Source organism: Phytohabitans houttuyneae (genome assembly GCF_011764425.1).
GTDB classification, from domain to species: domain Bacteria; phylum Actinomycetota; class Actinomycetes; order Mycobacteriales; family Micromonosporaceae; genus Phytohabitans; species Phytohabitans houttuyneae.
Window position 1 is genome coordinate 127,940 of the sequence record NZ_BLPF01000004.1, and the last position, 25,515, is coordinate 153,454.

Consider the following 25,515-nt stretch of genomic DNA (forward strand, 5'->3'; position numbering starts at 1 on the left):
CCGCGATGTCCGCGGTGGTCCGGACCGTTGCTCCCGCGGCCTCACCCTCCGCGGTGGCCGGCTTACGGGGTCAGGCATTTGACCAGGAAGGCGCAAGATCCACCTGCCTGATCTCGCCGTCGGTGACTGCCGATCAGGTGCCGGCGGCGTGAGCTTCGAGATCTTGGTGAGTTGGCGCGTTATTGGCGGGGTCAACCGGTGGTTGCAACGCCTAGGAGCTGGGCCATCTTCTCACTGGGGGTGGCCCAGGCCAAGGTTTGGCGGGGGCGGCTGTTGAGTTCGTCGGCGACGGTGTCCAGGTCGGTTTGGCTGATGGTGGTGAAGTCGGTACGGCCTTTGGGGAAGTATTGGCGTAGTAGGCCGTTGGTGTTCTCGTTGCTGCCGCGTTGCCACGGTGATCGGGGGTCGCAGAAGTAGACCGGGCAGCCGGTAGCCGTCGTGAATTGCAGGTGGCGGGCCATCTCCGTGCCTTGGTCCCAGGTCAGTGAGGCCCGCAGCCGCTCGGGTAGCCAGCTCATCGCGGTGGCCAACTGGGCGATGACATGCTCGGAGACCTTGCCGTCGGGTAACCCGACCAGGATCACGAACCGGGTATGCCGCTCCACCAGCGTCGCGATCGCTGAACCGCCGGCACCGCGGCCGCCTTCGAGCAGATCACCTTCCCAATGCCCGGGCACCGCCCGATCACCGGCCTCGGCCGGACGGGCGGAGATATTCAACCCCAGCCAGGGCCGCTGCGAGCGGACCGGCCCACCATCGACCGGCCGAGCCCGACGCCGGGCCCGCCCGGACCGTAACGCCACCTGCCGAGCCAACTCCCCGCGTAGGTTCCCCCGCGCCTGCAGATAGATCGCCTGGTAGATCGTCTCGTGCGACACCCACATCTCCGGCTCGTCCGGGAACTCCACCCGTAACCGGGCCGCGATCTGCTGCGGTGACCAACGCCGCCGCAACCACCCCAGCACCACCTCCCGCAACCGACCCGACCCGACCAGCCTGGCCCGCTTCGGCCGCCGCGACCGCAGATAACACCGGTAATCAGCCACGCTGGCTCGATACCGCTGACCGTACTGCTCATCCGCACGAACCTCCCGCGACACCGTCGAACGATGCCGCCCCAACCGCCGCGCGATCGACCCGATCGACTCACCACCAGCCCGACCCAACGCAATCTGCTCACGCTCAGCAAAAACTCAACCGCGCCGCCACCACACCACCCACCAAGATCATCAAAGAGTGTCGCAACCACCGATTGAAACCGCCATTTCGACGCTAACTTGCCAAGATCTGCCGGAGTGGGCTCCTGGGTTGAGCTGGGCGACCGCGCAGGGTGAGGCGGCACCCGCGGGCACAGCGGCAGCTCACAGCTAACTCGGGTCGGACTCTGAGAACGCTCACCCTGACCGCGAAAAGTCTCTAGATACCTTATGGGGTCGAGGCGGGCGAATCCGTCTACAACCGAGGGGCGACCACCCTCTCCCCGAAGTCTCTACAGATCCGCCGGAGCCAGCACGCGGGGTTGGGGTGAGGTGGGCGTCCGCGGAGGGTGAGGCCGCGGAACGCACCCCAAGAAAACGCTCCGCTGCGCTCCACGTTTCCCCGGGGGCCCCGCGCAACCGTCCGGACCACGACGGACAGAGAGCGGTAGCCCGGATCTGTTTCGAATTGGATCTTCTGAAACGGCTACCAGGCCGGGCCTAGGCGAGCGGGCCGATGGCCGCTTCGACCGCGGTGAGCAGGGCCCGGCCGCGCACCGTGGCGCGGGCCTGCTCCAGCACCGGGGCGAGGAACGTGTCCGGTCCCGGCTCGCCGGCGAAGTCGCGCACCATCGTGATCGCGATCTCGCCGGCCGGTGAGGGGCGGAGCGGCTGGCGCAGCTGCAGGCCGCGCACCGCGGAGAGCAGCTCGACGGCGAGCAGGCTGGTCAGGTTGTCGAGCACCCGGCGCAGCTTGACCGCGGCCGCCCAGCCCATCGATACATGGTCCTCCTGCATGCCCGAGGTCGGCACCGAGTCGACCGAGGCGGGCGAGGCGAGCCGCCGGTTTTCCGCGACGATGCCGGCGGCCGTGTACTGAGCGATCATCAGGCCGGAGTTGACGCCCGGGTCCGGTGACAGGAACGCCGGCAGGTCGCGGGACCGGCACACGTCGAGCAGCCGGTCGACCCGCCGCTCGGAGATCGCACCCACCTCGGCCGCGGCGATCGCCATGAAGTCGGCGGCGAAGCCGAGCGGTGCGCCGTGGAAGTTTCCGGTCGACTCGACGCGCCCGTCCGGGAGCACCACCGGGTTGTCCACCACGCTGGCCAGCTCGCGCTCGGCCACCTGCGCCGCGAACACCAGCGTGTCGCGGGCCGCGCCGGCGACCTGGGGGGCGCAGCGCATCGAGTACGCGTCCTGCACCGCGTGCACCATGTCGTTGCGGTGCGAATCCATGATCCGCGAGTCCTGGAGGAGCCGGTAGATGTTGGCCGCGGACACCGCCTGACCGGGGTGCGGGCGGATCGCGTGCAGCTCGGGCAGGAACGGGCGGTCGGTGCCCAGCATCACCTCGATCGCGAGCGCGGCGGTCAGGTCGGCCATCGTGAAGAGGTGGCCCGCGTCCTCGATCGCCAGCAGCAGCATGCCGAGCATGCCGTCGGTGCCGTTGACCAGCGCGAGCCCTTCCTTCGAGGAGAGAGTCACCGGCCGCAGGCCGGCGCGGTGCAGCGCCTCGCCGCCGTCGACCCGGGCGCCCGACTTGTCCAGCACCCAGCCCTCGCCGAGCAGAACCAGCGCGCAGTGGGCCAGCGGCGCCAGGTCGCCGGAGGCGCCGAGCGAGCCGTGCTCGGGCACCCACGGCGTGACGTCGTGGTTGAGCAGGTCGACCAGCGCCTGCGCGATCAGCGGCCGCACGCCGGAGCGGCCCAGCGCCAGCGACCGCACCCGCAGCAGCATCATCGCCCGCACGACCTCGCGCGGCATCGGCGCGCCGACGCCGGCCGCGTGCGAGCGGATCAGCGCGTGCTGCAGCTCGGCCCGGCGCTCCGGCGCCACGAACGTGTTGGCGAGCGCGCCGAAGCCGGTCGAGACGCCGTAGACAGGCCGGCCCTCACGCTCGATACCGTCGACGATCGCGCGGCTGCGCTCCATCGCCTCGATGGTGGACGGCGCGAGGCGGACGGGAGCCTGCGCGCGGGCGACGTCGGCGACGTCGGTGGCGGTGACGCCGGTGGGCTGGACGGTGACGGTCATCGCGAAGGCACTCCATTGTGCACGGTGTGGCGGACGAGTGGCACGCCCGGCCGGTAGGCCAGGTGCAGGTGGGACGGTGCGTCGAGCACCACAAGGTCGGCCCGCGCGCCGGGCCGCAGGACGCCGATGTCCGTGCGGCGCAAGGCTCGCGCGCCACCCGCGGTGGCGGCCCAGACCGCCTCCGCCGGGGTCATGCCCATCTCGCGTACCGCGAGGGCGATGCAGAAGGGCATCGATGTGGTGTACGAGGAGCCGGGGTTGCAGTCGGTGGCGAGCGCGACGGTCACGCGGGCGTCAAGGAGGCGCCGCGCGTCGGGGTACGCCGAGCGGGTGGAGAACTCCGCGCCTGGCAGGAGCGTGGCGACGGTCGCCGAGCCGGCGAGCGCGTCCACATCGGACTTGTCGAGATGCGTGCAGTGATCCGCGCTGGCCGCGCCGAGCTCCACCGCCAGCCGCACGCCCGGGCCGGTGCCGAGCTGGTTGGCGTGTACCCGCACGCCGAGCCCGGCCGCCTGGCCGACGGTCAGGATCGCGCGGGAGTGGTCGGCGTCGAACGCACCCCGCTCGCAGAAGACGTCGATCCACCGCGCGTGCGGTGCGGCGGCGCGGAGCATCGGCCCGCACACCAGGCCGACGTAGTCGTCCGGGCGGTTGGCGTACTCGGCCGGCACGACATGCGCGCCGAGGAACGTCGTCTCCTCCGTGAACTCGCGGGCGATGCGCAGGGAGCGTGCCTCGTCGGTGACGCTCAGCCCGTACCCACTCTTGATCTCGATCGTGGTGGTGCCCTGCCGCAGCGCCTCGCGGTGCAGGCGCTCGACGGTGTCGCGGAGATCGTCGTCGCTGGCCGCCCTGGTGGCCGCGACGGTCGTGCGGATGCCGCCGCCGGTGTACGCCTCGCCGGCCATGCGGGCCGCGAACTCGGCCGCCCGGTCGCCGGCGAAGACCAGGTGGGCGTGGCTGTCGACAAAGCCGGGGAGCACGGCGGCGCCCTCGGCGTCGAGGCGGCGGTCGGCCGGCTGTGCGTACGCGGCGCGCCCCAACCAGGCGATCCTGCCGTCCTCGATCAGCACGGCGGCGCGCTGGACGACGCCGAGCGGCCCGCGCCCGAGCGCCGGGTCGTTGGTGACCAGCTCGCCGATGTTGTCGATAAGAAGATTCATGCGATGGCGTCCTCGAGAGCCGCGGCCACGTCCAGCCACAGATGCCGTCCATCATGGACAACTTGGCGACCGTCCACGATGACGTGTGCCACGTCGGCGGCGGTGGCGGCGTAAAGGGCGCCGTGCGGGCCGGTGCCCGCCGTGCGGACGGTGTCCAGCCGCACGGTCACCAGGTCGGCGCGCCGGCCGGCGGCGATCGTGCCGGCGTCGCTCCAGCCCAGGGCCGCGTGTCCGGCCTCGGTGGCGGCGGCGACGAGCTCGGTGGCGGAGAAGTGGCCGCGCCGCTCGGTGCGCAGCCGCTCGTCCATCTCGACCGCCCGCGCCTCCTCGAAGATGTCGACCACCGCGTGGCTGTCGCTGCCGAGGCACAGCGGGCTGCCGCCATCGACGAGAGCCCGGGCGGGGCCGATGCCGTCGGCGAGGTCACGCTCAGTGGTGGGGCAGAGGCACACGGCCGTGTCGGTGTCGCCCAGCTCGGTGCGGTCGGAGTCGCTGAGGTGGGTGGCGTGCACCGCCGTCGTCTGCGGCCCGAGCGCACCCGCGTCAGCGAGCAGCTCGGTCGGGGTGCGGCGGTAACGGGCGAGGCAGGCGGCGTTTTCGGCCCGCTGCTCGGAGAGGTGTACGTGCAGCGGCGCTCCCCGCGCGGCCGCCCACTCGACCACGGTCGGGATCTGCTCGGCCGGCACCGCGCGTACGGAGTGGACGGCCGCGCCGACCCGGGCGTGCTCGGCGGGCGTGAACGCGGACACCCGCTCGGCCCAGCGTGCCGCGTCGCCGTCGCCGAAGCGCCGCTGCACACCGGCGAGCGGCTCGCCATCCACAGTGGACGTGAGGTAGCAGGTGTCGAGCAGCGTGATCCGGATGCCCGCCTCGGCGGCCGCCTCGACAAGGGCGGCGGACATCTCGTTGGGGTCGGCGTAGCGGGCGCCCTCGCTGTCGTGGTGCAGGTAGTGGAACTCGCCGACGCAGGTGATGCCGGCGAGGGCCATCTCCGCGTAAGCGGCGCGGGCGAGGGCGCGGTAGCTGTCCGGGGTGAGCCGGCCGGCGACCGCGTACATGGTGTCGCGCCAGCTCCAGAACGTGCCACGGGCCTGCGTGTGCCCGCGCAGCGCGCGGTGGAAGGCGTGCGAGTGCGCGTTGGCGAGGCCGGGCAGCGTGAGCCCGGCCAGCCTCGCCGCACCGGGGGGTGCCGCCACGCCGGGCGTGAGGCCGGTGAAGCGGCCGCCCTCCACCTCGATGAGCACGCTGGGTGCCGGCCCGCCGTCCAGCCAGGCCCACTCGGCGTGGTAGGCGGTCATGCCAGCTCGCCCAGCACCCGGGCCAGCGCGTCGATGCCGGCCTCGCAGTCGGCGTCGGTGGCGTACTCAGCGGGGGAGTGTGAGACGCCGGTCGGGTTGCGGACGAAGAGCATCGCGGTCGGCACGTACGCCGACAGCACGCCCGCGTCGTGCCCGGCGCCGGTCGGGAGCACACTCGCCGCCAGGATCTCGGCGAGACGGCCCACGAGTCCGCTGTCGAAGGCCACCTCGGGCGTGACTGACTCCTCAGTCAGGGTCACGGCCGTGCCGTCCCGCGCCGCCCGCTCGACGGCCCGCTTGTGTACCGCCTCCACGAGGGCCTGCAGGGCACCGGCTTCGGCCGCGCGTGCGTCGAGCCACCCGCGCACCAGCGTGGGCACCGCGTTGGTGGCGTTGGGCTCCACGTCGACGCGACCCATCGTCGCGTGGGCGCCGCGCAGCCGTGCCTCCTTGTTCGCGGCCAGGACCGTGTACGCGTACGTGAGCATCGGGTCGCGCCGGTCAGCCATGCGCGTGGTCCCGGCGTGGTTACCCTCGCCGGCGAAGTCCAGCCGCCACCGGCCGTGCGGCCAGATGGCACTGCCGACACCGACCGGTTGGTCGAGCGCGCGCCCCTGCTCGACGTGCAGCTCGACGAAGCAGCTGACCCGGTCGAGCAGTTCGGTGCGCCCCACCGGAGTCCGCCCCAGCGCCTCGGCCAGCGTCGTGCCTGAGCGGTCGGTCAGCGCGGCGGCCCGCTCCGGGTCGAGCACCCCGGCGAGCAGCCGCGAGCCGAGGCACGGCACGCCGAAGCGGGCCCCTTCCTCCTCGGCGAAGGCGGCGACGCCGATCCTCCCTCGGGGCTCGGCGGGCAGCCGGTCGAGCGCGAGGAAGGCGCTGACTATCCCCAGTGGACCGTCGTACGCCCCGCCGTGCGGCACCGAGTCGAAGTGGCTGCCGGTCAGGACCGCGGGACCGTCGCCGCCGCCGCGCCACGCGACGAGGTTGCCGTTGCCGTCCTCTTCGACCGGCATGTCCCGGGCGTCCGCCTGAGCCCTGAACCAGTCGCGGCAGGCCAGCTCGGCCGGCTCCCACGCGTACCGCAGGTAGCCGCCGCTGTCCGGGTCGCGCCCGATCGGGGCGAGCTGGTCCCACAGCTGACGGAAGTCGCTCATGCCCGTCCTCGCTTCGCTGCGGGCGGGCACGAGGCTCCAGACGCGCTGAGTCCCATGGTTCGCTCGCTGCGCTCGCTCACGATTCACCCATCGGGACGCGCACGCCCTTGTCCGCCGCCACGTCCGCAGCGAGTTCATAGCCCGCGTCGACGTGCCGTATCACGCCCATCCCCGGGTCGTTGGTGAGCACACGCTCGATCTTCTGGCCGGCGAGCGCGCTTCCGTCGGCGACACACACCTGGCCGGCGTGGATCGACCGGCCGATGCCCACGCCACCGCCGTGGTGGATGGAGACCCACGAGGCGCCGGACGCCGTGTTGACGAGCGCGTTGAGCAGTGGCCAGTCGGCGATCGCGTCGGAGCCGTCGGCCATGGCCTCGGTCTCCCGGTACGGCGAGGCGACCGAGCCGCAGTCGAGGTGGTCGCGCCCGATCACGATGGGCGCCTTGAGCGTGCCGTCGGCCACCATCTCGTTGAACCGCACACCGGCGCGGTCCCGCTCGCCGTAGCCAAGCCAGCAGATGCGGGCCGGCAGCCCTTGGAAGGCAACCCGCTCGCCGGCCAGCTTGATCCATCGGGCGAGGGCCTCGTTCTCCGGAAAGAGGTCGAGCACCGCGCGGTCGGTGGCGGCGATGTCGGCCGGGTCGCCGGAGAGCGCCGCCCACCGGAACGGGCCTTTGCCCTCGCAGAAGAGCGGCCGGATGTACGCCGGCACGAAGCCGGGGAACGCGAACGCGCGCGGGTAACCGCCGAGCTGCGCCTCGCCGCGGATCGAGTTGCCGTAGTCGAAGACCTCGGCGCCGGCGTCGAGGAAGCCCACCATCGCCTCCACGTGCGTCGCCATCGAGGCGCGGGCGCGGTCGGTGAACTCCTCCGGCTTCTTGGCGGCGTAGTCGGGCGCGTCGGCCAGGTCGACGTCGACGGGCAGGTAGCTCAGCGGGTCGTGGGCGCTTGTCTGGTCGGTGACGATGTCGACCTCGACCCCGCGGCGCAGCAGCTCGGGCAGCACGGTGGCGGCGTTTCCCACGACGCCGACCGAGAGCGCCTTCCGCTCCCACTTGGCGGCGGTCACCGCGGCGACCGCTTCGTCCAAAGTGGAGGCGACGGTGTCGAGGTAGCGGGTCTCCACACGCCGCGCCAGCCGCGCCGGGTCGACGTCGACGATCAGGCAGGCGCCGCCGTTCATCGTCACGGCGAGCGGCTGCGCGCCGCCCATCCCGCCGCAGCCGCCGGTGACCGTCAGCGTGCCGGCGAGCGTGCCGCCGAAGCGCTTGGCCGCCACCGCGGCGAACGTCTCGTACGTACCCTGCAGGATGCCCTGCGTCCCGATGTAGATCCAGGAGCCCGCGGTCATCTGCCCGTACATGGTCAGGCCGAGCCGCTCCAGCCGGCGGAACTCGGGCCACGTGGCCCAGTCGCCCACGAGGTTGGAGTTGGCGATCAGCACGCGCGGCGCCCACTCGTGGGTGCGGAAGACGCCCACCGGCCGCCCAGACTGGACGAGCATCGTCTCGTCGTCGGCCAGCGTGCCGAGCGTGCGCACGAGCGCGTGGTACGACGGCCAGTCCCGCGCGGCCTTGCCGGTGCCGCCGTACACGACAAGGTCTTCGGGGCGCTCGGCCACGTCGGGGTCCAGGTTGTTCATCAACATCCGCATCGCGGCCTCCTGCGGCCAGCCGCGGGCGGTGCGCTCGGTGCCCCGTGGGGCTGTAATGGTTGGCGCTCGCGCGGCGCCCAAGGCGCCGGCGCCGCCCGTCCTCGTCGCTGCGCTCCTCGGATCGGGTGTTGCCGGCCCTGGGCCGTCGATGGTCGGCATGCTCTTCCCCTCAGCTCGTGAAGACCTGGCGGCGGGTGACGGACTGCTCGAACTCCTCCAGCCGGCGCTGCACGTCACCGGGCGCGGCGTCGCAGATCGCCTGGAGCACCACCATGGCGAGCGCCATCGGCGCGGTGTGCAGGTCGAAGACGAGCTGGGTGCCGACGGCCGCGGTGAGCGTCACGTCGGCGTGCTCGGCGGCGGGGCTCATCGGCGAGTCGGTGATGACCACGGTGGAGAGGCCGGCCGCGCGGGCGTCGCGCAGCGCGTCGAGCGACTCGCGCGGGTAGCGGGGGAGCACGACCGCCAGCAGGGCCGTCGCGCCGGCCGCGTGCGCCTGCTCGAGCCGGTCGGCCAGCAGGCTGCCGCCGGAGTCGAGCACCCGCACGTCGGGCAGGACCTTCGCGGCGAAGTACGCGAAATAGGCGGCCAGCGGCGCGGCGGCGCGCAGGCCGAGCACGGGCAGCGGGCGGCTGGCGGCGAGCAGCGCGCCGGCCGTGGTGAGGGCCGCGCCGTCGGCGAGCTGGTCGGCCAGCCGGTCGAGGTGGCGCATCTCGCCGCGCACGGCCTGCTGGACCTCGCTGCCCACCTCGCGCGGCATGGTCACGCCGGTGCCGGTGAGCTCGCGCAGCCGCCGGCGGAGCGCGGGAAAGCCGTCATAGCCGAGCGCCATCGCGAACCGGGTCACCGACGGCTGGCTCACCCGGGCCAGCTCGGCCACCTCGGCCGCGGAGAGGAACGCAGCCGCCGGCGCGTGCTGCACCAGGCTGTGCGCGATGCGGCGCTGCGTCGGGGTGAGGCGGACGCCCTGGAACAGCCCGACCACCCCGTCGGGGTCATTCACAAGCCGACTCTATGCATAAGTTCATTCACCCGCAATGGCCTTGGCTTAGGTCTCGCTTAGAGGCGTTGCCCCCGGCACGTGCCATCCGGCAGCATCTGGCGGTGCTCTCAGGTCGCCGCTGGGTCCTCGTGGGTGCCGCGGCGCTGCTCGCGGCCGTGACCGCCACGGTGCTGACCCTGCGCTCAGGCCCGACGCCGGCCTGCGCCGCGCCGCCGACCGGCAGCACCGTCCACCGCGGCAAGGCGACCTTCTACGACTCCAAGGGCGAGGGTGGCAACTGCTCGTACGTGAGTGCCCCCGACGACCGCCTCTATGTCGCGCTGGGCCCTTCCGAGTACTCCGCCGGCGCGGCGTGCGGCGGCTACCTGGACGTGACCGGCCCCAAGGGCAAGGTCCGCGTCCTGATCATGGATCAGTGCCCCGAGTGCCAACCCGGCCACCTCGACCTGAGCAAGGAGGCGTTCGCCAGGATCGCCAACCCTGTCGACGGCGTGGTGTCGATCTCGTACAAGGCCGCGTCCAACCCCACCCTCCCCGGCCCGCTCAGCTTCCGGATCAAGGAGGGCGCGTCCCGGTACTGGTTCGCCGCGCTGGTGGTCAACCACGGCAACCCACTCCGCTCGGTCGAGGTCCGCTCCGGCTCCACCTGGCGCGCCACCGAACGCGCCGAGTACAACTACTGGATCTACGAGAGCGGCCTCGGCCCCGGCCCGTACACGATCCGGATCACCGACGTGTACGGCCAGCGCGCCACCGCCACCGGCATCAAGATGGCGCCCGAGCAGCTGCAGGAGACCAGCGTCCGCCTGTACGGCGCGGGCGCGGCCGCCCCGAAGGCGCCGGCGTCGCCGAAGGCCTCGAAGTCGCCGTCCGCGAAGCCCAAGGCGAGCCCCACACCCACCACCGCTCCGCCGTCGCTCGCCCCCGCGGCCGCCATCGCCGACGAACAGCTGGGCCCCGCCGAAGGCTGCTAGAGCTACCGCGACGCCGTCGTGGTCCGGACCACGACGGACAGAGCGGTAGCTCAAATCTGTAACGGGCCTGGTCCGAGAGCTGTTTCCCGCGTGGGCTGGACCCTGCCCCTGTGGGAGAGTCCATGCTGAGCGGCGTGGACGGGGATCTCCTGCCGATCGGGCAGTTTGCCAGGCTGAGCCGGCTGAGCGTGAAGCAGCTGCGGCACTACGACGAGCTGGGGCTGCTCGTGCCGGCGTGGGTGGATCCCGGCTCCGGCTACCGCTACTACCGGCGGGCGCAGGCCAGGCAGGCGCTGTCGATCGGGTTGCTGCGTTCGCTCGATGTGCCGCTGCCGGTGATCCGGGAGGTGCTCGCGGGCGCCACAGACGCCCTGACCGGTGTGCGCGCGGCGCAGGAGGCGGAGCTGGCGCGGCGGCGTCGGACGCTGGCCGCGCTGGAACGGGTCCTGGCGGGCGGCCTGCCGGCCGTGCCGGTGCGCGTGGTCACCGAGCCGGAGCGCACGGTGGCCGTTGTCGGCGAGAGCGCGGCCGGGCCCGCCGATGTGGGGCGCGCGACCTCCGCGGCGATTGCGCGGCTGATGCGGGTTGCGGCACCCGCGGGACCGCCGCAGTTGGTCGGGCTCTTTCCGATCGACCTTGAGGACACCTTTCCGGTACGCGCGGCGCTCGTCGTCGCACCCGACCGCACGCCGGAGCCGGGGTTCGACGTGGAGGTGCTGCCGGGCGGGGCGTTCGCCTGCGCGACTCACGTCGGCCCGTACGACCAGATACCGCTGACCGTCCACGCGGTCCTGGGGTGGTGCGCCGAGCGGGGCACCCGCTGCGCGGGCCGATCCGCGAGGTGTACGTGTCCGACCCCGCCACCACCGAACCCGACCAGCTTGTCACCCACCTGATGATTCCTTTGGAGGAGCGCTGATGAACCCGACTGTCGCGACCCACGGCCCCACCGCCTGCCTGAGCGTGACCGGCCAGGGCGAGCCCGGCGGCGGTGAGTACGCCGCGGCCGTCCAGGCCATCTACACCGTGGCCACGGCGCTCGGTGCCGGCTACGCGCCGCTGGAGGGCCAGTGGTGGGTCGAGGACGAGCGACCGGCACTCGAGGTACCGCGCGAGCAGTGGCGCTGGCACCTGATGCTCCCGCTTCCGGCCGCGCCGTCGGCGGGCACCCTGGAGGCCGCGCGCGAGCACAGCCGCGTGGCGTGTCCGGCGGCCTACCGCATCCGCCTCGCCACGGTCGCTGAGGGGGAGTGCGTCGAGTTGCTGCATGAGGGGCCGTTCAGCGAGGAGCCGCGGTCGCTGAAGGTCATACACGACTACATGGCCGAGCAAGGGCTGGTGCCCAACGGCCCGCACCACGAGGTCTACCTGAGCCCGCCGGACGACCCGGCACCCCGCACGCTGCTGCGCCAGCCCGTTCGGCCGGCTTAGGACTTCAACGCAAGGGAAGCCACATCATCGTCTCGTCGCGGTCGTCCCCGGGGCCCACGCGCAACGCCCCGGGCAGGCGGCCCACCTCCTTGTACCCGAGGCCGGCGTAGAACCGCTCCAGCCCCAGCCCGCCCCGCACTGTCACGTGCAGCGCCTCCCGCCCGAGGTGGCGGGCCAGGCGCTCGGCCTCCCGCATGAGCGCCACGCCGTAGCCCTGCCCCTGGCACGCGGGGTGGACCATCACGCGCTTGAGCGTGCACCAGTGGTCCTTCAGCACGAACTGGTTGTCCACAAAGATCAGCATCGCCACGAGCCGGTCGCCCTCGTACCCCGCGAGCAGGCGGTCCGGCCCGTCCTCGACGGTGGCGAAGGCGGCGTTCGCGGTCGGCACCACCTCGTCGCGCGTCACCGGCTCGACGAAGCCGACCGCGCCGCCCGCGTTTGTCACCTCCGTCCAGAGCGTCACGATCTCCTCGCGCAGACTGGGCGTGAGTGCGGGATCAAGCTCGAACCGGATGGCCATGCCTCCATCCTGCCGGCCGAACGTGTCAACCGTTTCGAGGGTTGGTTCGTCCAATCTGCATGCCGCACACCGCCGCGCGCGTGCTGCGCGCCGCCACCGCCGCGATCCTGCTCGCCGCTGCCCTGCCGGCCTGCGGGACCGACACGCCGACAAGCGTGGGTGGCAGTGCGCCCGCCACCACCCCACCCGCCACCACGCCGCCCGCCACCCAGACGCCGAGGGTGGTGGCGCCGAAGACTCAGCGGCCGGCGGACCCACCCGGCTCGGCACGGCCCGACCCGTGCGACGGGGTCGCCCGCGCCGGCAGCTTCGGACCGACGAGGCAGGAGCCGCACACGGTCGACGCGCTGTACCTGGTCCGGGTGGAGCGGAAGGCATGCACGGACGTGGTGGTGTTCCGGGTCAACGGCACGGCTCGGTTCGGGGGCCACGCCGAGTACGTGGCGAGCGCCCGCGCCGCCGGCTCCGGTGACCCGATCGAGCTGCGCGGCGACGCCGTGCTGGAGATCGTGATCTTCGCGCCGGACTTCGCCAACGCCGGTGGCGGCCACCAGCCCGGCCGCGAGCCGTGGCGGGTGGGTCAGGAGGTCGCGCAGGTGCCGAGCGGCACGTCGGCGCTGCGCGAGGTGGCGTACGCCGGGCCGAACGACGGCAGCGAGACCGTCTTTGTGATCGGGCTGCGCGAGCGCCTCCCCTTCACCATCGCGTGGCGGTCGGGCGACGGCTTCAGCGAGCTGAGCGTTTCGGTCGCCCACCGCGCGCCGGGAGGCAAGTGAGACCGAGCGGTGCGGGAGAGGGGACTCGAACCCCTACGTCCTCTCGGACACCAGGACCTAAACCTGACGCGGCTGCCAATTACGCCACTCCCGCAACGGCAAGGAGTCTACTCAGTCCAGCCCCAGGTCCTTGCGGAGCTTGGCGACGTGGCCGGTGGCCTTGACGTTGTAGAGCGCCTTGACGACCCGGCCCTCCTCGTCGAGCACGAACGTGGAGCGGATCACGCCGGTCACGGTCTTGCCGTAGAGCTGCTTCTCCCCGTACGCCCCGTATGCCGTCAGCACCGACTTGTCCTCGTCGGACACGAGCGGAAACGTCAGCGCGTCACGCTCGCGGAACTTTGCCAGCTTGGCCGGCTTGTCCGGCGAGATGCCCATCACCTCGTAGCCCGCGGCCTGCAGCGAGGCCAGCGAGTCGCGGAAGTCACACGCCTGCTTGGTGCAGCCGGGCGTCATCGCCGACGGGTACGCGTAAAGCACGACCTTTCGCCCGCGCAGCTCCTTGAGGGAGAGCGTCTCGCCGGTGTCGGTGGAAAGCGAAAAGTCCGGTGCCGTGTCACCGGGGGCAAGGCGAGGTGTCTCGGTCATGTCCCGCACCCTACCGGAAGATGGCTTATTGCCATCTCTTGGCAAGAGAGCATATGCAGAAATAAGCTCGCGAACCATGGAAGCTGTCGCGCTCCACATCTCGAACGGGGTGCTCAATGGCCCCGTTTCGGCCATTTACGGTGTGATCGCCCTCGTGGCGCTCGCGTACTGCGTCTCGCGCGGGCGGCGTGACCTCGACGACCGCCTCGCGCCGATGGCAGGGCTCGTCGCGGCGTTCATCTTCGCCGTGCAGATGCTCAACTTCCCGGTGCTGCCGGGCGTCAGCGGGCACCTCCTCGGGGGCGCGATGGCCGCGCTGCTGGTCGGGCCGTGGGTGGGCGCGCTGTGCGTATCGGTCGTGCTGGTCGTCCAGGCGCTCGTCTTCGCCGACGGCGGGGTCACCGCGCTCGGCGCCAACATCACCAACATGGCGCTCGTCGGGACCGCCGTGGCGTACCTGCTGATCGCTCTGCTCCTGCGGGTCCTGCCGCGCACGCCGAGCGGGCTCGGCATCACCGCGTTCGTCGCGTCGGTTGTCGCGGTGGTCGCGGCGTCGCAGAGCTTCGTGCTCCAGTACGTGATCGGCGGCACCACCGATCTCGAGCACTACAGCATCGGCGCCATCGCCGGGTCATGGCCGGCACGCACCTTCTCATCGGGATCGGTGAGGGCCTTATCGCGGCCGTCACCGTCGTGACCGTGGCGAAGACAAGGCCCGATCTCGTGTACGCGCTGCGCGGTCTCAAGCAGGCCCGCCCGGTGACCACGGAAAGGGTGGCGGCGTGAAGAAGACGACCTGGTTCATCCTCGGTGGACTGCTTGTCGCACTGCTGCTCGCCGGCGTGGTGAGCAACTTCGCCTCGAGCTCGCCCGACGGCCTCGACTCCGCGTCCACAAAGGGCTGCACGCTCGACGAAAACGACGAGATCACCGGCGGCTCGTGCATGGCGCAGAATGCCAAGGACAGCGAGACGGCGGACAGCCCGTTCGCCGACTACGGCATCAGCGGCATCGGCAACTCGTACGTCTCCACCGGGCTCGCGGGTGTGGCCGGCGTGCTGCTGACCTTCGCGGTCGGAGGTGGGCTCTTCTGGCTGTCGCGGAAGCGGGAGCCCGCCAAGCCGCGCGAATGAAGGGCCTCTACCTCGAGCGGGACACGCCACTGCACCGGCTCCCGCCCGAGGTGAAGATCGCGGCGATGGTGTCGGCGACCGTGATCGTGGTGATCACCCCGCGCGAGGCTCTCTGGGCCTTCGCGGGGTACGCGGTGCTGGTCGCCGTCATCGCCGCGATCGGGCGGGTGCCGGCCGGCTGGCTGGCCAAGCGCTCGCTGGTCGAGGTGCCGTTCGTGCTGCTCGCCCTCGCACTGCCGTTCCTCGCGGCGGGCGAGAAGACGATGTTCCTGGGCCTGGAGGTGTCCCGCGACGGCCTGTACGGCGGCTTCAACATCCTCGCCAAGGGCACGCTCGGCGTACTGCTGTCGCTGACCCTGGCGGCGACCACGACGACACGTGACCTGATCGTCGGCCTGGACCGGCTGCGCTGCCCGCAGATCATCACGCAGATCGCCACGTTCATGCTCCGGTACCTGTCCGTGCTCGGCGGCGAGGCCCGGCGGATGCGGATCGCCCGCATCTCGCGGGGTGACGACCCGCGCTTCCTGTGGCAGGTGCGCGGCTTCGCCGTCGGGGTGGGCGCGCTGTTCCTGCGCGCGTTCGAGCGGGGTGAGCGGGTCTACCTCGCGATGGTGGCCCGCGGGTACGAGGGGCGCATGCCAGCCGCCTGGCTCGCGGCCGGCGCCGCGACGCGCAACCAGTGGCTCGCCGCGGCTACCGTTCCGGTGGCGGCGGCGGCGATTGCGGGTACGGCGGTGATTCTGGGATGACTGAACCACTCTCGCTCGATGTGCGTGGAGTCGAGTACGCGTACCCCGATGGGCATGTGGCCCTGCGCGGGGTGGACATCTCCGTGGCCAGGGGTGAGCGGGTGGCGCTCCTCGGGCCCAACGGTGCCGGCAAGACAACGCTCGTCCTGCACCTGAACGGCATTCTCACCGGGGGTGGGGGGTCGGTCGCGGTCGGCGGCATGACCGTCGACCGCGACCGCGCCACGTTGGCGGAGATCCGGCGCCGGGTCGGCATCGTCTTCCAGGACCCCGACGACCAGCTCTTCCTGCCGACGGTCGGCGAGGACGTGGCGTTCGGCCCGGCAAACCTGGGCCTGCGCGGCGCCGAGCTCACCGCCCGGGTCGACGAGGCGCTGGCCGCGGTCGGCATGTCCGAGCACCGCGACCGCGCGCCGCACCACCTGTCGTTCGGGCAGCGGCGGCGGGTGGCGGTGGCCACCGTGCTCTCGATGCGCCCGGAGATCCTCGTGCTCGACGAGCCATCGTCCAACCTGGACCCGGCGGCCCGGCGCGAGCTGGCCGAGATCCTGCGGTCCTTGCCCGTGACGCTGCTGATGGTCACCCACGACCTGCCGTACGCGATGGAGCTCTGCGACCGCTCGGTCATCCTCGACGAGGGACGGATCGTTGCCGACGCGCCGACCCGCGCGCTGCTCGCCGACACCGAACTGCTGGCGCGGCACCGGCTGGAGCTGCCGTACGGCTTCGCCGTTACGACGTAGCCGGCTCTTCCGCGTCGTCCTGGGCGGCCGAGCGGGCCGCCTCCCGCATGCGCAGCGCGGCCGCCACGGCGACGCCGCCGCCGACCGCGATCACCGCGAGGATCACGAGCCGGGCGACCACCGGCGGCCACGGCACGGGCACCACGCCCCGGGCGAAGACCGCCGCGTTCGCCGCGCCGGCGAAGACCGCGACGCAGGTACCGCCCAGCGCGAGCGCGAAGTCGGCGGCCGGGCGCCGCCGCAGGGCGAGGATGCCGGCGGCGACCGCGGCCAGCGCCGTGGCCACCGGCCACACCTGGCCGACGAGCAAACCCACGAGCACGGGACCGACCCCGGTGGTACCGGCGTCGAGCTCGCGCGCCACCGCGTACCCGATGGCGAGCGGGCCGAGCGCGATGGCCAGGCCGGCGAGCACCGGGAGGGCCCGCGACCACAGGCCCAGCACGGCCACGCCGATGCCGACGATGATCACGAAGGCCCACCACAGGCCGGGGCTCGGCGGCGGCACCCAGTCGAGCGTGCCGCGGACCTCCATCGTGGACACGCCGTCGCGGAGGGGCACGACCCAGTCGCGTACCCGCTGCTCGCGGGAGGGATCGGCGCGGACCGCTGGCGGCGGCTCGGCGCTCATCCAGTGGATGCGGTGGTCGTGCCAGCGGGCCACCGGCTCGCCCGATGCGCGCCGCCACTCCGGCGGCTGGGTCGGGTCGGCGGTGGCCGGCGGCTCGGTGTCGCCCGCGAGCGTCTCGTTGAGGTACGTGGCGGGGGAGCGGGTGTTCTCGTACACCCCGTCGGGGCGCACCTCCAGGTACGGCTCGCCGTCGTAGCCGAGCACCTCGATCGTGCGGCCGGTGCGGTTGTCCAGCTCCAGCCGCGCACCCGCCTCCACGGCGCGGACGCTCAGGCCGGGCATCGACGGCGCCTCGGTCACGAGCGTGCGGTAGTTGGTGGCGTCCGGCGCGTCGCCGCCGTGCGCCCAGGCCGCGGCCGGGGCCGCCAGCACCATCAGGGCACCGGCGGCCGCCGCGCAGAACAGCCGTCTCAGCCGACCGCCGCCAGGATCGCCTGCGTGGTGGGCTGGACGTCCTTGCCCGCCACCCGCACGGTGGGCGTGCCGGTCACGCCATCCCCGCTGGCTTCGTCGGTCACGTGTGCCGTCCACGGCTTGTACTTCCCGTCCCGTACCGCCTGGGCGAAGGCGTCTCCGAGGCCCACCGAGCGGCCGATCTCGATCAGCTTGTCGTCGCTGAGGCCGGCGCTCCCTTCGGCCGGCTGCTGCGCGAAGAGCGCCTTGGCGTACTCCCGGAACTTACCGCCCTCCGCCGCGGCGCCGGAAGCGGCCGACGAGCGGGTGGAGTAGTCGGTGCTGGAAGCGCGGTCGAGGAACGCCACCGGGTGGTACACGACGGTGACCTTGCCCTCGGAGACCAGCTGGTCGATGGTGCCGCCGGTCTGCTGCTCGAACTGCCCGCACGCCGGGCAGATGAAGTCTTCGTAGATGTCGATCTGGACCGGCCCGCTGCCGACCTTGATGCCGGTGCCGTTTTCCACGGCGCCCGGCGGCGGCGTGAAGCTGCCAGAATCCTGGCTCGCCACCACACCCCAGCCGATCAACCCGGCGATGACCAGCACGGCGACCGCCGCAATCGACGTCCACAACGTGCGTGAACGCCGCTTTTCGCGGGCGATCTGGTCGCGCACCACACGCGCGGCCTGCTTCTGCCCGACCCTGGAACTCATTTCTTCTCCAGCCAGCTATCGATGGACAAACGGGTGAGGGGCCAGATCAGGAGGAACCCGGCGAGCGCGAGGAAGCCCAGGTCGCGCAGGATCTCGGGGCCGTACGTAGGGCTCTGGCCGGCGGCGAGCTGGCCACCGCTGCCGAAGCAGCCGCAGTCGATCTGCAGGCCACGCGCCCAGGCCTGGGTGATACCCGCGATGAACACCACCAACAGCGCCGCGGAGACGCCGGCGGCGAGCCGGGTGGCGAGGCCCACGAGGAGGAGTACGCCGAGCGCGAGCTCGACGAACGGCAGCGCGGCGCCGATCACCTTGGCGAGGTCGTAAGGCATCACGTCGTAAGCGTTGACGGCTCGGCCCGACCCGGCGAGGTCGCCGACCTTGGTGCCCCCGGCGACCAGCCAGACGGCGGCGAGGCCAAGGCGAACCAGCGTGCCGAGCCACGGTCGGGCGGTGTGCCATCTGCTATCAGATGTGGGCGAAACGGGCGGACTCGCGACGGTCACATTCATTTAGTCGTCCTACAGAGTGCGGAGGTTCCGTTAGCTGGCGAGCGCGTCGCCGAGCGTTTCAACGAGCTCGGCGCGTGCACGGGCCACCCGGGAGCGGATCGTGCCCACCGGCACGCCCTCCACGTCGGCCGCCTCCGCGTACGACAAGCCGAGCACCTGCGTGAGCACGAACGCGCCACGCCGGTCGTCAGGCAGCCGTCGCAGCAGGTCGGCCGCGCCGAGCTGGGCGGCGGGATCCGGGTACGGGCCGTCGGTGTGTGCCTGCGAGGCCAGCCGCTCGTCGAGCCTGCGGCGGCGGACCACGGTGCGCACATGGTCGGCGCAGGCCCGGCGAGCGATGCCGAGCAGCCACGTGCGGGCGGTGGAACGCCCCTCGAAGGAGGGGAGTGCCCGGAACGCCCGCAGGTAGGTCTCCTGCGTCAGATCGTCCGCGCTGCCCGGGTCGACCAGCGCGGCGACGAAACGCCACACCTCGACCTGAGTGACCCGCACGAACTCCGCCTGCGCGGCCCGGTCGCCGTCGCGGGCAGCATCCACCCACTCGTCGGCGGCGTGGCCATCACGCTGGGCGGGAATCACGGCACCTCAGGGTACGCGGGGTAGCTGGACGAAAGATGTGTGCCCCTCCGGGAACTTTTTCGACCGCTCCACCGACTACATACCCATGACCGGCTATGCGCCCCGGCTCGCTTTTGCGTGTCCGGCTCAGAAATCATGGCCGTCATGACCCGCAGTGCCCACCCCGCTCCGTCGCTCGGCGCTCGCCCGCCGTCGGGCTCAAGGTCCGTAGCCTCGCGACTCCCGCTTGTTTCCCGGCTCCTCCTCGCGCTCGTCGCCGGCGCGCTCGCCACCCTCGCGCTCCCTGCCTCCCCCGCCAGCGCGCACGCCGTGCTCGCCAGCAGCAACCCGGCCGGCAACTCCGTGCTGCAGGCCGCGCCGGCGGAGGTCGTGCTGACGTTCAGCGAGTCGGTGCGCAAGGTGCCCGACCGGGTGCGGGTGATCGGACCCGACGGGAAGCGGGTCGACCGGGGTGACGCCCAGTTCGATGGCGCGGTCGTGACGATTCCGGTGGAGCAGACCGGTGCCCAGGGGACGTACCTCGTCAGCTTCCGGGTCATCTCGGCGGACAGCCACCCGGTGTCGGGCGGGTTCACGTACTCGGTGGGCGCTCCCTCCAGCACGCCGCCCAGCGACGCGGGCGAGGAGCAGGGCGACAACACGGTCGTGGCGACCGGCACGAAGGTGGTCCGCTACATCGGGTACGCCGGGCTCGTCCTGCTCGTCGGCCCGGTGCTGGTGATCAGCCTGCTGTGGCCGTCACGCCTCTCGCGCGGCGGTCCGGCCGGCGTGATCTGGACGGGCTTGGGGCTGGTGACACTCGCCACAGTGGCCGGGATCTGGCTCCAGGTGCCGTACACGACCGGCGGCGGCCTCTTCGACGTCGACGGGAGTGGGCTGCGAGACGTGCTGTCCAGCACGTACGGCACCGCGCACCTGATCCGGCTCGGCCTGCTCGTGGCGATCGCGCTGCTGCTGCGGCCGCTGCTGCGCGGCGAGACCGGGCGGGTAGACCAGATCCTGCTCGCGGTGCTCGGCGGCGCGGCGATCTTCACGTGGCCGATCGCCGGCCACCCGGCCGCCTCGCCGGTCGCGGCGGTCTCGGTCGTGGTCGACGTGGTCCACCTGACCAGCATGGCGGTGTGGCTGGGTGGGCTGCTGATGCTGATCGCGTTCCTGCTGCGGCTGGCCAACGAGCGCGAGCTCGGCGCGATCCTGCCGATCTGGTCGCGCTGGGCTGCGCTCGCCGTGTGCGCGCTGGTCCTGGCCGGTACCGTGCAGGCGCTGATCGAGGTGGGCACGCCCGACGCGCTGGTGTCGACCACGTACGGCCAATTGATCATCGCCAAGGTGGTGCTGTTCAGCGCGGTGATATCCGTCGCCGCGTACTCCCGCAAGCTGGTCCGCGACCGGCTGGCCGGCGGCGGACCGCGGCGGCTGCGCCGCGCGGTGGGTGTGGAGCTCGGCATCACCGCGGTCGTGCTGGGACTTTCCGCGGTGCTTGTGCAGACCACCCCGGCGCGCACCGCCTCGGCGAACGAGGAGCTCGGCGGGCCCGGCTTCTACTCGGCGACGCTCGAGAGCAGCATCTTCAAGCTCCAGGTCGACGTCGACCCGGCGGCCAAGGGCAACAACTCGGTGCACCTCTACGCCTACGACAAGGCCAACAAGCCGCTGCGGGTGGTCGAGTGGAAGGGCACGGCCGCGCTGCCCGCGAAGGACGTGGCGCCGGTCGACATCCCGCTGCTCCCGCTCACCGACAACCACGCCACGGGCGAGATCACGCTGCCGCTCGACGGTGAGTGGCAGCTCAAGTTCACCGCTCGCATCTCCGACATCGATCAGGCCACGGTGACCGCCACCGTGCCCGTGAGCTAGAGAGGTCCTCCATGAAACGCGCTGCTCTCGTGCTCGGCGCCGCCGTCGCATTCCTGCTGGCGGTGGCGGCACCGGCGTCCGCGCATGTCACCGTCAACCCGCAGGAGGCGGAAAAGGGCGGGTTCGCGCGGCTGGCCTTCCGGGTGCCCAACGAGAGCGACACCGCGTCGACGGTCAAGCTCGAGGTGGTACTCCCGGAGAACGCGCCGGTCGGCTCCGTCTCGATCATGCCGGTGGCCGGGTGGACGGCGACGATGGAGCGGCGCAAGGTCGACCCGCCGGTCGACGTGCACGGCAGCCAGATCAGCGACGTCGTCTCGAAGATCACCTGGACCGCCGCGGCCGGTGGTGGCGTGAAGCCGGGCGAGTTCATCGAGTTCCCGGTGTCGATGGGGCCGCTGCCGGACACCGACACGATGGTCTTCAAGGCCCTCCAGACGTACTCGGACAACGAGGTCTCGCGGTGGATCGAGGAGCCGCAGGCCGGTGCGGAGGAGCCGGAAAACCCGGCGCCGGTACTCACCCTCGTGTCCGCGTCGTCGTCCGAGGCGGAGCCGACGGCCTCTCCCGCCGCGGCGGCCCCGTCCGATGAGGACGGCGACGGCCCGGCGCTGATCCTCGCCGTGGTGGCCCTCGTCGCCGCGCTGGGAGGCCTTGTCCTGGGCGGTCTCGCGTTTGTCCGGAGCCGCCGGGCGTCGTGACGCCTACATGCTCGTTCTCCTCATAAGGGGCATCTTGGAGGGGAAACGGGAATGCGGATCGTGCGTACGGCGGCGGGCATGCTGCTGCTCACCATCGGACTGCCGGTGCTGCTGGTCGGCGGTGCACTGTGGACAGCCATGCAGCACCGCGACGCGGAGGGTGCCTTCAGTGGCCGCGTCGAGCGCATCACCACGCCCGGCCACGCCGTCGTCGTGCCCGACCTCGACGCCCTTCTGCGCCGCGATGCCCCGTTCGCCCGCGCGGGAGACACCCGCCTGCGCGTCACCGCACGCACGGAGGCGGGACCCGCGCTTGTGGCGATCGCCCCGGCCGAGGAAGTGGCCCGCTATCTGGCCGGCGCCGCGTACGCCCAGGTGGACCGCGTCAGCCTGACCGCGGGCCCGCTCCCGGTCGGCATCACGCCCGTGGCGGGCACGGCGGTACCGGCCGCACAGCCCGCGTGGCAGGTGTCCGGCGCGGGCGGGGTGGGCTGGGCCTCGTCCGAGGTACGCGGCCAGCGCCTCGCCCTCGTCGTCATGCACCCGGACGCGCGGGCGGGGATGACGGTCGACCTGCGCGTGGAGGTACGCCCCGGCTGGCTGTCCACGGCGACGTGGGGCCTGCTGCTGGCCGGCGGGGCGCTGATCGTGCTCGGCATGGCGACGCTCGCCTGGCCGACCCGCCGGCAGGTGCCCGCCGCCCGCCCGGCGACCCTCGCCGACGTGCTGACCCCGCCCGCGCCGGTGCCCGCACAGCCGGGTGGCCACGCGCGGTCGGGGTGGGCCGCGCCGACGCCGATGCCGGTACAGCCGATCCTCGCCTGGCCGCCCCACCCGAGCGTGGGCGTGACGCCAACTCCACTGGCCGCCCCCGACCTCGGGCAAGTCGCGGCGGGGCTTGAGATGGACGGGCCGGCGCGTGGCGGCTCCCGCTCCGGCGAGCCGGAGGCCATCCAGGCGGACGACGCCGACGAGCCGGGCGAGCCGCCTGAGGCGGAGCCGGAGGCGCCCGGCCCGGACCTGCCCGGCTCGGCCGACCTGGCCAGCGCTCTCGGCGCGCTAGGGACCGGGAGCCGCTCGACCCGCCGCCGCAAGACCGCCGCCGGCCTGCCGACCGAGGCACAGGCGCCCCAGGTCCCGCCGGTCTCGCCACCCACCGAAGCTGGTATCGGTGGTCACCCGCGGAGGGTGAGGCCGCGGGAGCAGCGGTCCGGACCACCGCGGACGTCGCGGTAGCTCGAATCTGAATGGGGTACCAATGGCGAGTGGCCCTCCACATGCCGTTTGCGGAGGGCCACTCTCACCGGGGGAAACGGTGTGCTGGTGATTTTTGGGGAGCTTGTCTGTTAAGGACAGATTAGCCCACTCGGGCGTGGCTAGGTAGATCTGTCCATTTCGCACCTCGTCTGCGATAATCGAGCACCCCGCTGCGCGCCGGCAGGACGGCGATCAACACGAGCGCGAGCAGCACATACGCGTTGCGGCGGAGGAACTCGCCCACCGTGTCGGTCGGCAGCGGCGCGATGCCCCAGTCGTCGAACGAGACCACGCCGTGCAGCAGCACCAGGAAGCCCGCGGCGGCCACCCCCAGCAGCGCGAGCCGCGGCCGGAGGTCGCGTTCGCGCAGGCCGGCGTCCACCAGGACGACGAAGGCCGGCACGAACCAGTACACGTGGTGCGTCCACGCGATCGGGCTGATCAGCGCCCCGACCAGGCCGGCGAGCGCGAGCCCGGCCACCTCGTCGCCGGCGCGGGCGGCTTGGGCGGCGCGGCGGATGCCGAAGCCCGCGACAAGCGCGACAAGGCCCAGCCACACCAGCCGGCTCGGCTCGTCGGGCAGCGCGGCGCGGCCGATCAGCCCGAGCAGTGACTGGTTGGCGGTGTAGTCGGTGCGCCCCACCCGGTCGGTCGACCACAGATCATTCGTCCAGAACTGCCACGAGTCGCGCGGCGCCATCACCGCCGCCAGCAGCGTGGCGCCGGCCGCCGTCGTGATCGCGGTGATCGCGGCGCGCCACCTCCGCGCGGCAAGGAGATAGACGATGAAGATTCCGGGGTACAGCTTGAGCGCCGTCGCCAGCCCCACGCCTACGCCGGCCCAGCGCGAGTTTCTGGGAACGAGGAGGAGCAGGTCGCCGAGGACCAGCACCACGAGGAGCATGTTGATCTGGCCGAAGGTGAACGTCTCGCGGGTCGGCTCGATCACGAACACCAGCGGGATCGCGATGCCCGCCACGAACCACGGCGGCTGGCGGTGGCGCAGCGCCACGGGGTGTACGAGCCACCAGGTGGTGACGGCGATGGCGGCGGCGGTGCCGATCAGGAACATCACGATCGTGGCGCCCACCGGGATCTCGGCGAGCGGGCGGAGCAGCGCGGCGGTGAACGGCGGGTACGTGAAGTAGAGCTCCCCCTGCACCCGGTCGGGCTGGGCGTAGTCGTAGAGCGGGTGGCCGTCCGCCCACCAGCGCATCGCGCTCACATAGATGCGCAGGTCGAAGAAGTCGTGACGGTTGCCGTACCACTCCAGGAAGGCGGCGACCGCGGCAGCGATTGCCGTGACCGTGGCGATCCGGATGGCTTTCGGCATGTTCAGCAGCGTAACGGCGCTTCGGCCAGGGTGATGGACGGCCGTCGGCGCGTAGGCTGAGCGCGTGGCTGATCTTCTGGTCTGGATCGACTGTGAAATGACCGGGCTCGACCTCGGCAAGGACGCGCTGATCGAGGTGGCCGCCCTGGTCACCGACCCTGACCTGCGCGTGCTCGGCGAGGGGGTCGACGTGGTTATCCATGCCGACGAGGCGGCGTTAGCCGGAATGCCCGAAGTTGTCCACGACATGCATGAGAAGTCAGGCCTTACGGAGGAGGTCCGTCGCTCGACGGTCACCGTCCCCGAGGCCGAAGACATGATCATGGAGTACATCACCCAGTGGGTGCCGGACCCCCGCAGCGCCCCCCTCTGCGGCAACTCGATCGCCACCGACCGCGGTTTCGTGGCCCGCGACATGCCCCGCCTCGACGCCCACCTGCACTACCGCATGATCGACGTCTCGTCCATCAAGGAGCTGTGCCGCCGCTGGTACCCCCGCGTGTACTTCGGCCAGCCCGCGAAAGGCCTGGCCCACCGCGCGCTAGCCGACATCCGGGAGAGCATCCGCGAGCTGGAGTACTACCGCCGCACGATCTTCGTGCCCCTGCCCGGCCCCGACGTGGAGGCCGCCAAGGCCATCGCCGCGACCCTCTGAGACCGTCCCGCCATACCCTGTCGACGAATCGGGCCAGGGTGTGGCTATCATTGGTCGTCGCACCGCACCGGACGTCCGGCGCGGCTGCCGTGGTGGCTGTAGCTCAGTTGGCAGAGCACCGGGTTGTGGTCCCGGGTGTCGGGGGTTCAAATCCCCTCAGTCACCCCACGTATTGGATCGCCTAATACGCAGGTCAGCCCTGGTCTACGGACCAGGGCTGACTGCTTGTAAGGGGCACTTGGGGCTCGTCCCAGGGCCCCAGCGCCGGCTGCAGTCCTTCTTCGCCTGAAGTGCACCTGGAGCGCGCCAGTCGGTTCGGCACGTAGAGGTCGGCTGGGTCACAGCGCGTCGAATCGTCCAAGTCGCCGTTGAGAGAGCCTGCGGCGCGTCTCGCCGTTCGCGATCACCGTCAGGTCATTGGTGAGAGCACGACTATGGACCTGGGGTCGATGG

Annotated in this window: 25 protein-coding genes, 2 tRNA genes and 1 pseudogene; 13 read left to right on the forward strand and 15 right to left on the reverse strand. The window is 72.0% G+C overall.

Translation table 11 applies throughout. The annotated features are described in order from the left end of the window. Window positions 1-191: 191 nt before the first annotated feature. From Phou_RS43110 to Phou_RS43140, 7 genes are all read right to left on the reverse strand, one after another. A complete protein-coding gene (locus tag Phou_RS43110) occupies window positions 192-1,172 on the reverse strand; it encodes an IS30 family transposase (RefSeq protein ID WP_443094375.1) in 981 nt (326 codons plus the stop codon). Window positions 1,173-1,697: 525 nt separating this feature from the next. After that, window positions 1,698-3,233, reverse strand: a complete 1,536-nt coding sequence (hutH, locus tag Phou_RS43115; RefSeq protein WP_173069548.1) for a histidine ammonia-lyase — start codon at window positions 3,231-3,233, stop codon at window positions 1,698-1,700. Next, the gene (gene hutI, locus Phou_RS43120) at window positions 3,230-4,396 is read right to left on the reverse strand and encodes an imidazolonepropionase (protein WP_173069550.1); all 1,167 of its coding nucleotides are present in this window, start codon (window positions 4,394-4,396) and stop codon (window positions 3,230-3,232) included. Before hutI ends, hutH begins: the two co-directional genes overlap by 4 nt. Continuing rightward, window positions 4,393-5,694, reverse strand: coding sequence for a formimidoylglutamate deiminase (locus Phou_RS43125; RefSeq protein WP_173069552.1), 1,302 nt, complete (start codon window positions 5,692-5,694; stop codon window positions 4,393-4,395). Before Phou_RS43125 ends, hutI begins: the two co-directional genes overlap by 4 nt. Continuing rightward, complete coding sequence (locus Phou_RS43130; RefSeq protein WP_173069554.1) at window positions 5,691-6,848, reverse strand: allantoate amidohydrolase; 1,158 nt, start codon at window positions 6,846-6,848, stop codon at window positions 5,691-5,693. The genes Phou_RS43125 and Phou_RS43130 overlap by 4 nt, the downstream gene beginning before the upstream one ends. Before the next feature lie 76 nt (window positions 6,849-6,924). After that, on the reverse strand, window positions 6,925-8,562 hold the full coding sequence (gene hutU, locus Phou_RS43135; protein WP_246274780.1) for a urocanate hydratase: 1,638 nt from the start codon (window positions 8,560-8,562) through the stop codon (window positions 6,925-6,927). A gap of 112 nt (window positions 8,563-8,674) precedes the next feature. Then, complete coding sequence (locus Phou_RS43140; protein WP_173069558.1) at window positions 8,675-9,508, reverse strand: MurR/RpiR family transcriptional regulator; 834 nt, start codon at window positions 9,506-9,508, stop codon at window positions 8,675-8,677. Between the two features lie 101 nt (window positions 9,509-9,609). Here Phou_RS43140 and Phou_RS43145 point away from each other — a divergent pair, with 101 nt between their 5' ends. The 3 genes from Phou_RS43145 (at window position 9,610) to Phou_RS43155 (ending at window position 11,913) form a co-directional block, all read left to right on the forward strand. Next, entirely contained in the window at window positions 9,610-10,482 is an 873-nt protein-coding gene (locus Phou_RS43145) for an expansin EXLX1 family cellulose-binding protein (RefSeq protein ID WP_246274488.1), read from the forward strand. A gap of 134 nt (window positions 10,483-10,616) precedes the next feature. Continuing rightward, complete coding sequence (locus Phou_RS43150; protein ID WP_218579577.1) at window positions 10,617-11,378, forward strand: MerR family transcriptional regulator; 762 nt, start codon at window positions 10,617-10,619, stop codon at window positions 11,376-11,378. A gap of 22 nt (window positions 11,379-11,400) precedes the next feature. After that, complete coding sequence (locus tag Phou_RS43155) at window positions 11,401-11,913, forward strand: GyrI-like domain-containing protein (protein ID WP_173069562.1); 513 nt, start codon at window positions 11,401-11,403, stop codon at window positions 11,911-11,913. A gap of 4 nt (window positions 11,914-11,917) precedes the next feature. Here the strand turns inward: Phou_RS43155 and Phou_RS43160 are convergent, their stop codons facing one another. Continuing rightward, window positions 11,918-12,436 (reverse strand): GNAT family N-acetyltransferase, encoded by a 519-nt coding sequence (locus tag Phou_RS43160; protein ID WP_173069564.1) that lies wholly within the window; start codon window positions 12,434-12,436, stop codon window positions 11,918-11,920. Window positions 12,437-12,495: 59 nt separating this feature from the next. Between Phou_RS43160 and Phou_RS43165 the strand changes: the two genes are divergently transcribed. Beyond that, window positions 12,496-13,212 (forward strand): AMIN-like domain-containing (lipo)protein, encoded by a 717-nt coding sequence (locus Phou_RS43165; protein ID WP_173069566.1) that lies wholly within the window; start codon window positions 12,496-12,498, stop codon window positions 13,210-13,212. Window positions 13,213-13,222: 10 nt separating this feature from the next. Here the strand turns inward: Phou_RS43165 and Phou_RS43170 are convergent. Both Phou_RS43170 and bcp read right to left on the reverse strand, forming a co-directional pair. Next, a tRNA-Leu gene (locus tag Phou_RS43170) sits at window positions 13,223-13,306 on the reverse strand. A 17-nt stretch (window positions 13,307-13,323) separates the two neighbouring features. Further along, window positions 13,324-13,800 (reverse strand): thioredoxin-dependent thiol peroxidase, encoded by a 477-nt coding sequence (gene bcp, locus Phou_RS43175; protein WP_173069567.1) that lies wholly within the window; start codon window positions 13,798-13,800, stop codon window positions 13,324-13,326. 76 nt (window positions 13,801-13,876) lie between these two features. On the opposite strand from bcp, the pseudogene Phou_RS43180 reads away from it, so the two are divergent. From Phou_RS43180 to Phou_RS43195, 4 genes and pseudogenes are all read left to right on the forward strand, one after another. Next, window positions 13,877-14,586, forward strand: a pseudogene (locus Phou_RS43180) (energy-coupling factor ABC transporter permease). Next, complete coding sequence (locus tag Phou_RS43185) at window positions 14,583-14,933, forward strand: PDGLE domain-containing protein (protein ID WP_173069569.1); 351 nt, start codon at window positions 14,583-14,585, stop codon at window positions 14,931-14,933. Before Phou_RS43180 ends, Phou_RS43185 begins: the two are co-directional and overlap by 4 nt. Then, entirely contained in the window at window positions 14,930-15,685 is a 756-nt protein-coding gene (cbiQ, locus tag Phou_RS43190; protein WP_173069571.1) for a cobalt ECF transporter T component CbiQ, read from the forward strand. The genes Phou_RS43185 and cbiQ overlap by 4 nt, the downstream gene beginning before the upstream one ends. Continuing rightward, window positions 15,682-16,428: an energy-coupling factor ABC transporter ATP-binding protein gene (locus Phou_RS43195; RefSeq protein WP_173069573.1), complete on the forward strand. Its 747-nt coding sequence runs from the start codon at window positions 15,682-15,684 to the stop codon at window positions 16,426-16,428. The genes cbiQ and Phou_RS43195 overlap by 4 nt, the downstream gene beginning before the upstream one ends. Here Phou_RS43195 and Phou_RS43200 read toward each other — a convergent pair. The 4 genes from Phou_RS43200 to Phou_RS43215 are packed head-to-tail and all read right to left on the reverse strand — an operon-like array spanning window position 16,418 to window position 19,259. Continuing rightward, on the reverse strand, window positions 16,418-17,434 hold the full coding sequence (locus Phou_RS43200; RefSeq protein ID WP_173069575.1) for a hypothetical protein: 1,017 nt from the start codon (window positions 17,432-17,434) through the stop codon (window positions 16,418-16,420). The genes Phou_RS43195 and Phou_RS43200 overlap by 11 nt on opposite strands. Window positions 17,435-17,469: 35 nt before the next feature. Further along, complete coding sequence (locus Phou_RS43205) at window positions 17,470-18,168, reverse strand: DsbA family protein (RefSeq protein ID WP_173069577.1); 699 nt, start codon at window positions 18,166-18,168, stop codon at window positions 17,470-17,472. Next, window positions 18,165-18,680, reverse strand: coding sequence for a MauE/DoxX family redox-associated membrane protein (locus Phou_RS43210; RefSeq protein WP_173069579.1), 516 nt, complete (start codon window positions 18,678-18,680; stop codon window positions 18,165-18,167). Before Phou_RS43210 ends, Phou_RS43205 begins: the two co-directional genes overlap by 4 nt. Before the next feature lie 30 nt (window positions 18,681-18,710). After that, the gene (locus tag Phou_RS43215) at window positions 18,711-19,259 is read right to left on the reverse strand and encodes a sigma-70 family RNA polymerase sigma factor (RefSeq protein WP_246274490.1); all 549 of its coding nucleotides are present in this window, start codon (window positions 19,257-19,259) and stop codon (window positions 18,711-18,713) included. Window positions 19,260-19,403: 144 nt separating this feature from the next. Between Phou_RS43215 and Phou_RS43220 the strand changes: the two genes are divergently transcribed. Genes Phou_RS43220 through Phou_RS43230 form a run of 3 tightly spaced genes read left to right on the forward strand, consistent with a single transcriptional unit; the run spans window position 19,404 to window position 23,053 of the window. Continuing rightward, window positions 19,404-21,116, forward strand: a complete 1,713-nt coding sequence (locus Phou_RS43220; RefSeq protein ID WP_173069581.1) for a copper resistance CopC/CopD family protein — start codon at window positions 19,404-19,406, stop codon at window positions 21,114-21,116. 11 nt (window positions 21,117-21,127) lie between these two features. Beyond that, window positions 21,128-21,817 carry a YcnI family copper-binding membrane protein gene (locus Phou_RS43225; protein WP_173069583.1) on the forward strand — a complete coding sequence of 230 codons (690 nt, stop codon included), beginning with the start codon at window positions 21,128-21,130 and terminating at the stop codon, window positions 21,815-21,817. Between the two features lie 51 nt (window positions 21,818-21,868). Continuing rightward, window positions 21,869-23,053: a hypothetical protein gene (locus tag Phou_RS43230; protein WP_173069586.1), complete on the forward strand. Its 1,185-nt coding sequence runs from the start codon at window positions 21,869-21,871 to the stop codon at window positions 23,051-23,053. Window positions 23,054-23,174: 121 nt separating this feature from the next. Here the strand turns inward: Phou_RS43230 and Phou_RS43235 are convergent, their stop codons facing one another. Further along, window positions 23,175-24,407, reverse strand: a complete 1,233-nt coding sequence (locus Phou_RS43235) for a glycosyltransferase 87 family protein (RefSeq protein ID WP_173069588.1) — start codon at window positions 24,405-24,407, stop codon at window positions 23,175-23,177. A 64-nt stretch (window positions 24,408-24,471) separates the two neighbouring features. Here Phou_RS43235 and orn point away from each other — a divergent pair, with 64 nt between their 5' ends. Next, window positions 24,472-25,062, forward strand: coding sequence for an oligoribonuclease (orn, locus tag Phou_RS43240; protein ID WP_173069590.1), 591 nt, complete (start codon window positions 24,472-24,474; stop codon window positions 25,060-25,062). Window positions 25,063-25,154: 92 nt separating this feature from the next. Further along, window positions 25,155-25,230 (forward strand) — tRNA-His (locus Phou_RS43245). The last annotated feature ends 285 nt before the right edge of the window (window positions 25,231-25,515 follow it).

What these genes read in the sequence shown, in the direction of transcription:
- hutH (WP_173069548.1), bottom strand. Translation starts at nt 3,233, where the DNA reads ATGACCGTCACCGTCCAGCCCACCGGCGTCACCGCCACCGACGTCGCC.
- hutI (WP_173069550.1), bottom strand. Translation starts at nt 4,396, where the DNA reads ATGAATCTTCTTATCGACAACATCGGCGAGCTGGTCACCAACGACCCG.
- Phou_RS43125 (WP_173069552.1), bottom strand. Translation starts at nt 5,694, where the DNA reads ATGACCGCCTACCACGCCGAGTGGGCCTGGCTGGACGGCGGGCCGGCA.
- Phou_RS43130 (WP_173069554.1), bottom strand. Translation starts at nt 6,848, where the DNA reads ATGAGCGACTTCCGTCAGCTGTGGGACCAGCTCGCCCCGATCGGGCGC.
- Phou_RS43155 (WP_173069562.1), top strand. Translation starts at nt 11,401, where the DNA reads ATGAACCCGACTGTCGCGACCCACGGCCCCACCGCCTGCCTGAGCGTG.
- Phou_RS43160 (WP_173069564.1), bottom strand. Translation starts at nt 12,436, where the DNA reads ATGGCCATCCGGTTCGAGCTTGATCCCGCACTCACGCCCAGTCTGCGC.
- Phou_RS43165 (WP_173069566.1), top strand. Translation starts at nt 12,496, where the DNA reads ATGCCGCACACCGCCGCGCGCGTGCTGCGCGCCGCCACCGCCGCGATC.
- bcp (WP_173069567.1), bottom strand. Translation starts at nt 13,800, where the DNA reads ATGACCGAGACACCTCGCCTTGCCCCCGGTGACACGGCACCGGACTTT.
- cbiQ (WP_173069571.1), top strand. Translation starts at nt 14,930, where the DNA reads ATGAAGGGCCTCTACCTCGAGCGGGACACGCCACTGCACCGGCTCCCG.
- Phou_RS43195 (WP_173069573.1), top strand. Translation starts at nt 15,682, where the DNA reads ATGACTGAACCACTCTCGCTCGATGTGCGTGGAGTCGAGTACGCGTAC.
- Phou_RS43200 (WP_173069575.1), bottom strand. Translation starts at nt 17,434, where the DNA reads ATGGTGCTGGCGGCCCCGGCCGCGGCCTGGGCGCACGGCGGCGACGCG.
- Phou_RS43205 (WP_173069577.1), bottom strand. Translation starts at nt 18,168, where the DNA reads ATGAGTTCCAGGGTCGGGCAGAAGCAGGCCGCGCGTGTGGTGCGCGAC.
- Phou_RS43210 (WP_173069579.1), bottom strand. Translation starts at nt 18,680, where the DNA reads ATGAATGTGACCGTCGCGAGTCCGCCCGTTTCGCCCACATCTGATAGC.
- Phou_RS43220 (WP_173069581.1), top strand. Translation starts at nt 19,404, where the DNA reads ATGACCCGCAGTGCCCACCCCGCTCCGTCGCTCGGCGCTCGCCCGCCG.
- Phou_RS43225 (WP_173069583.1), top strand. Translation starts at nt 21,128, where the DNA reads ATGAAACGCGCTGCTCTCGTGCTCGGCGCCGCCGTCGCATTCCTGCTG.
- Phou_RS43230 (WP_173069586.1), top strand. Translation starts at nt 21,869, where the DNA reads ATGCGGATCGTGCGTACGGCGGCGGGCATGCTGCTGCTCACCATCGGA.
- Phou_RS43235 (WP_173069588.1), bottom strand. Translation starts at nt 24,407, where the DNA reads ATGCCGAAAGCCATCCGGATCGCCACGGTCACGGCAATCGCTGCCGCG.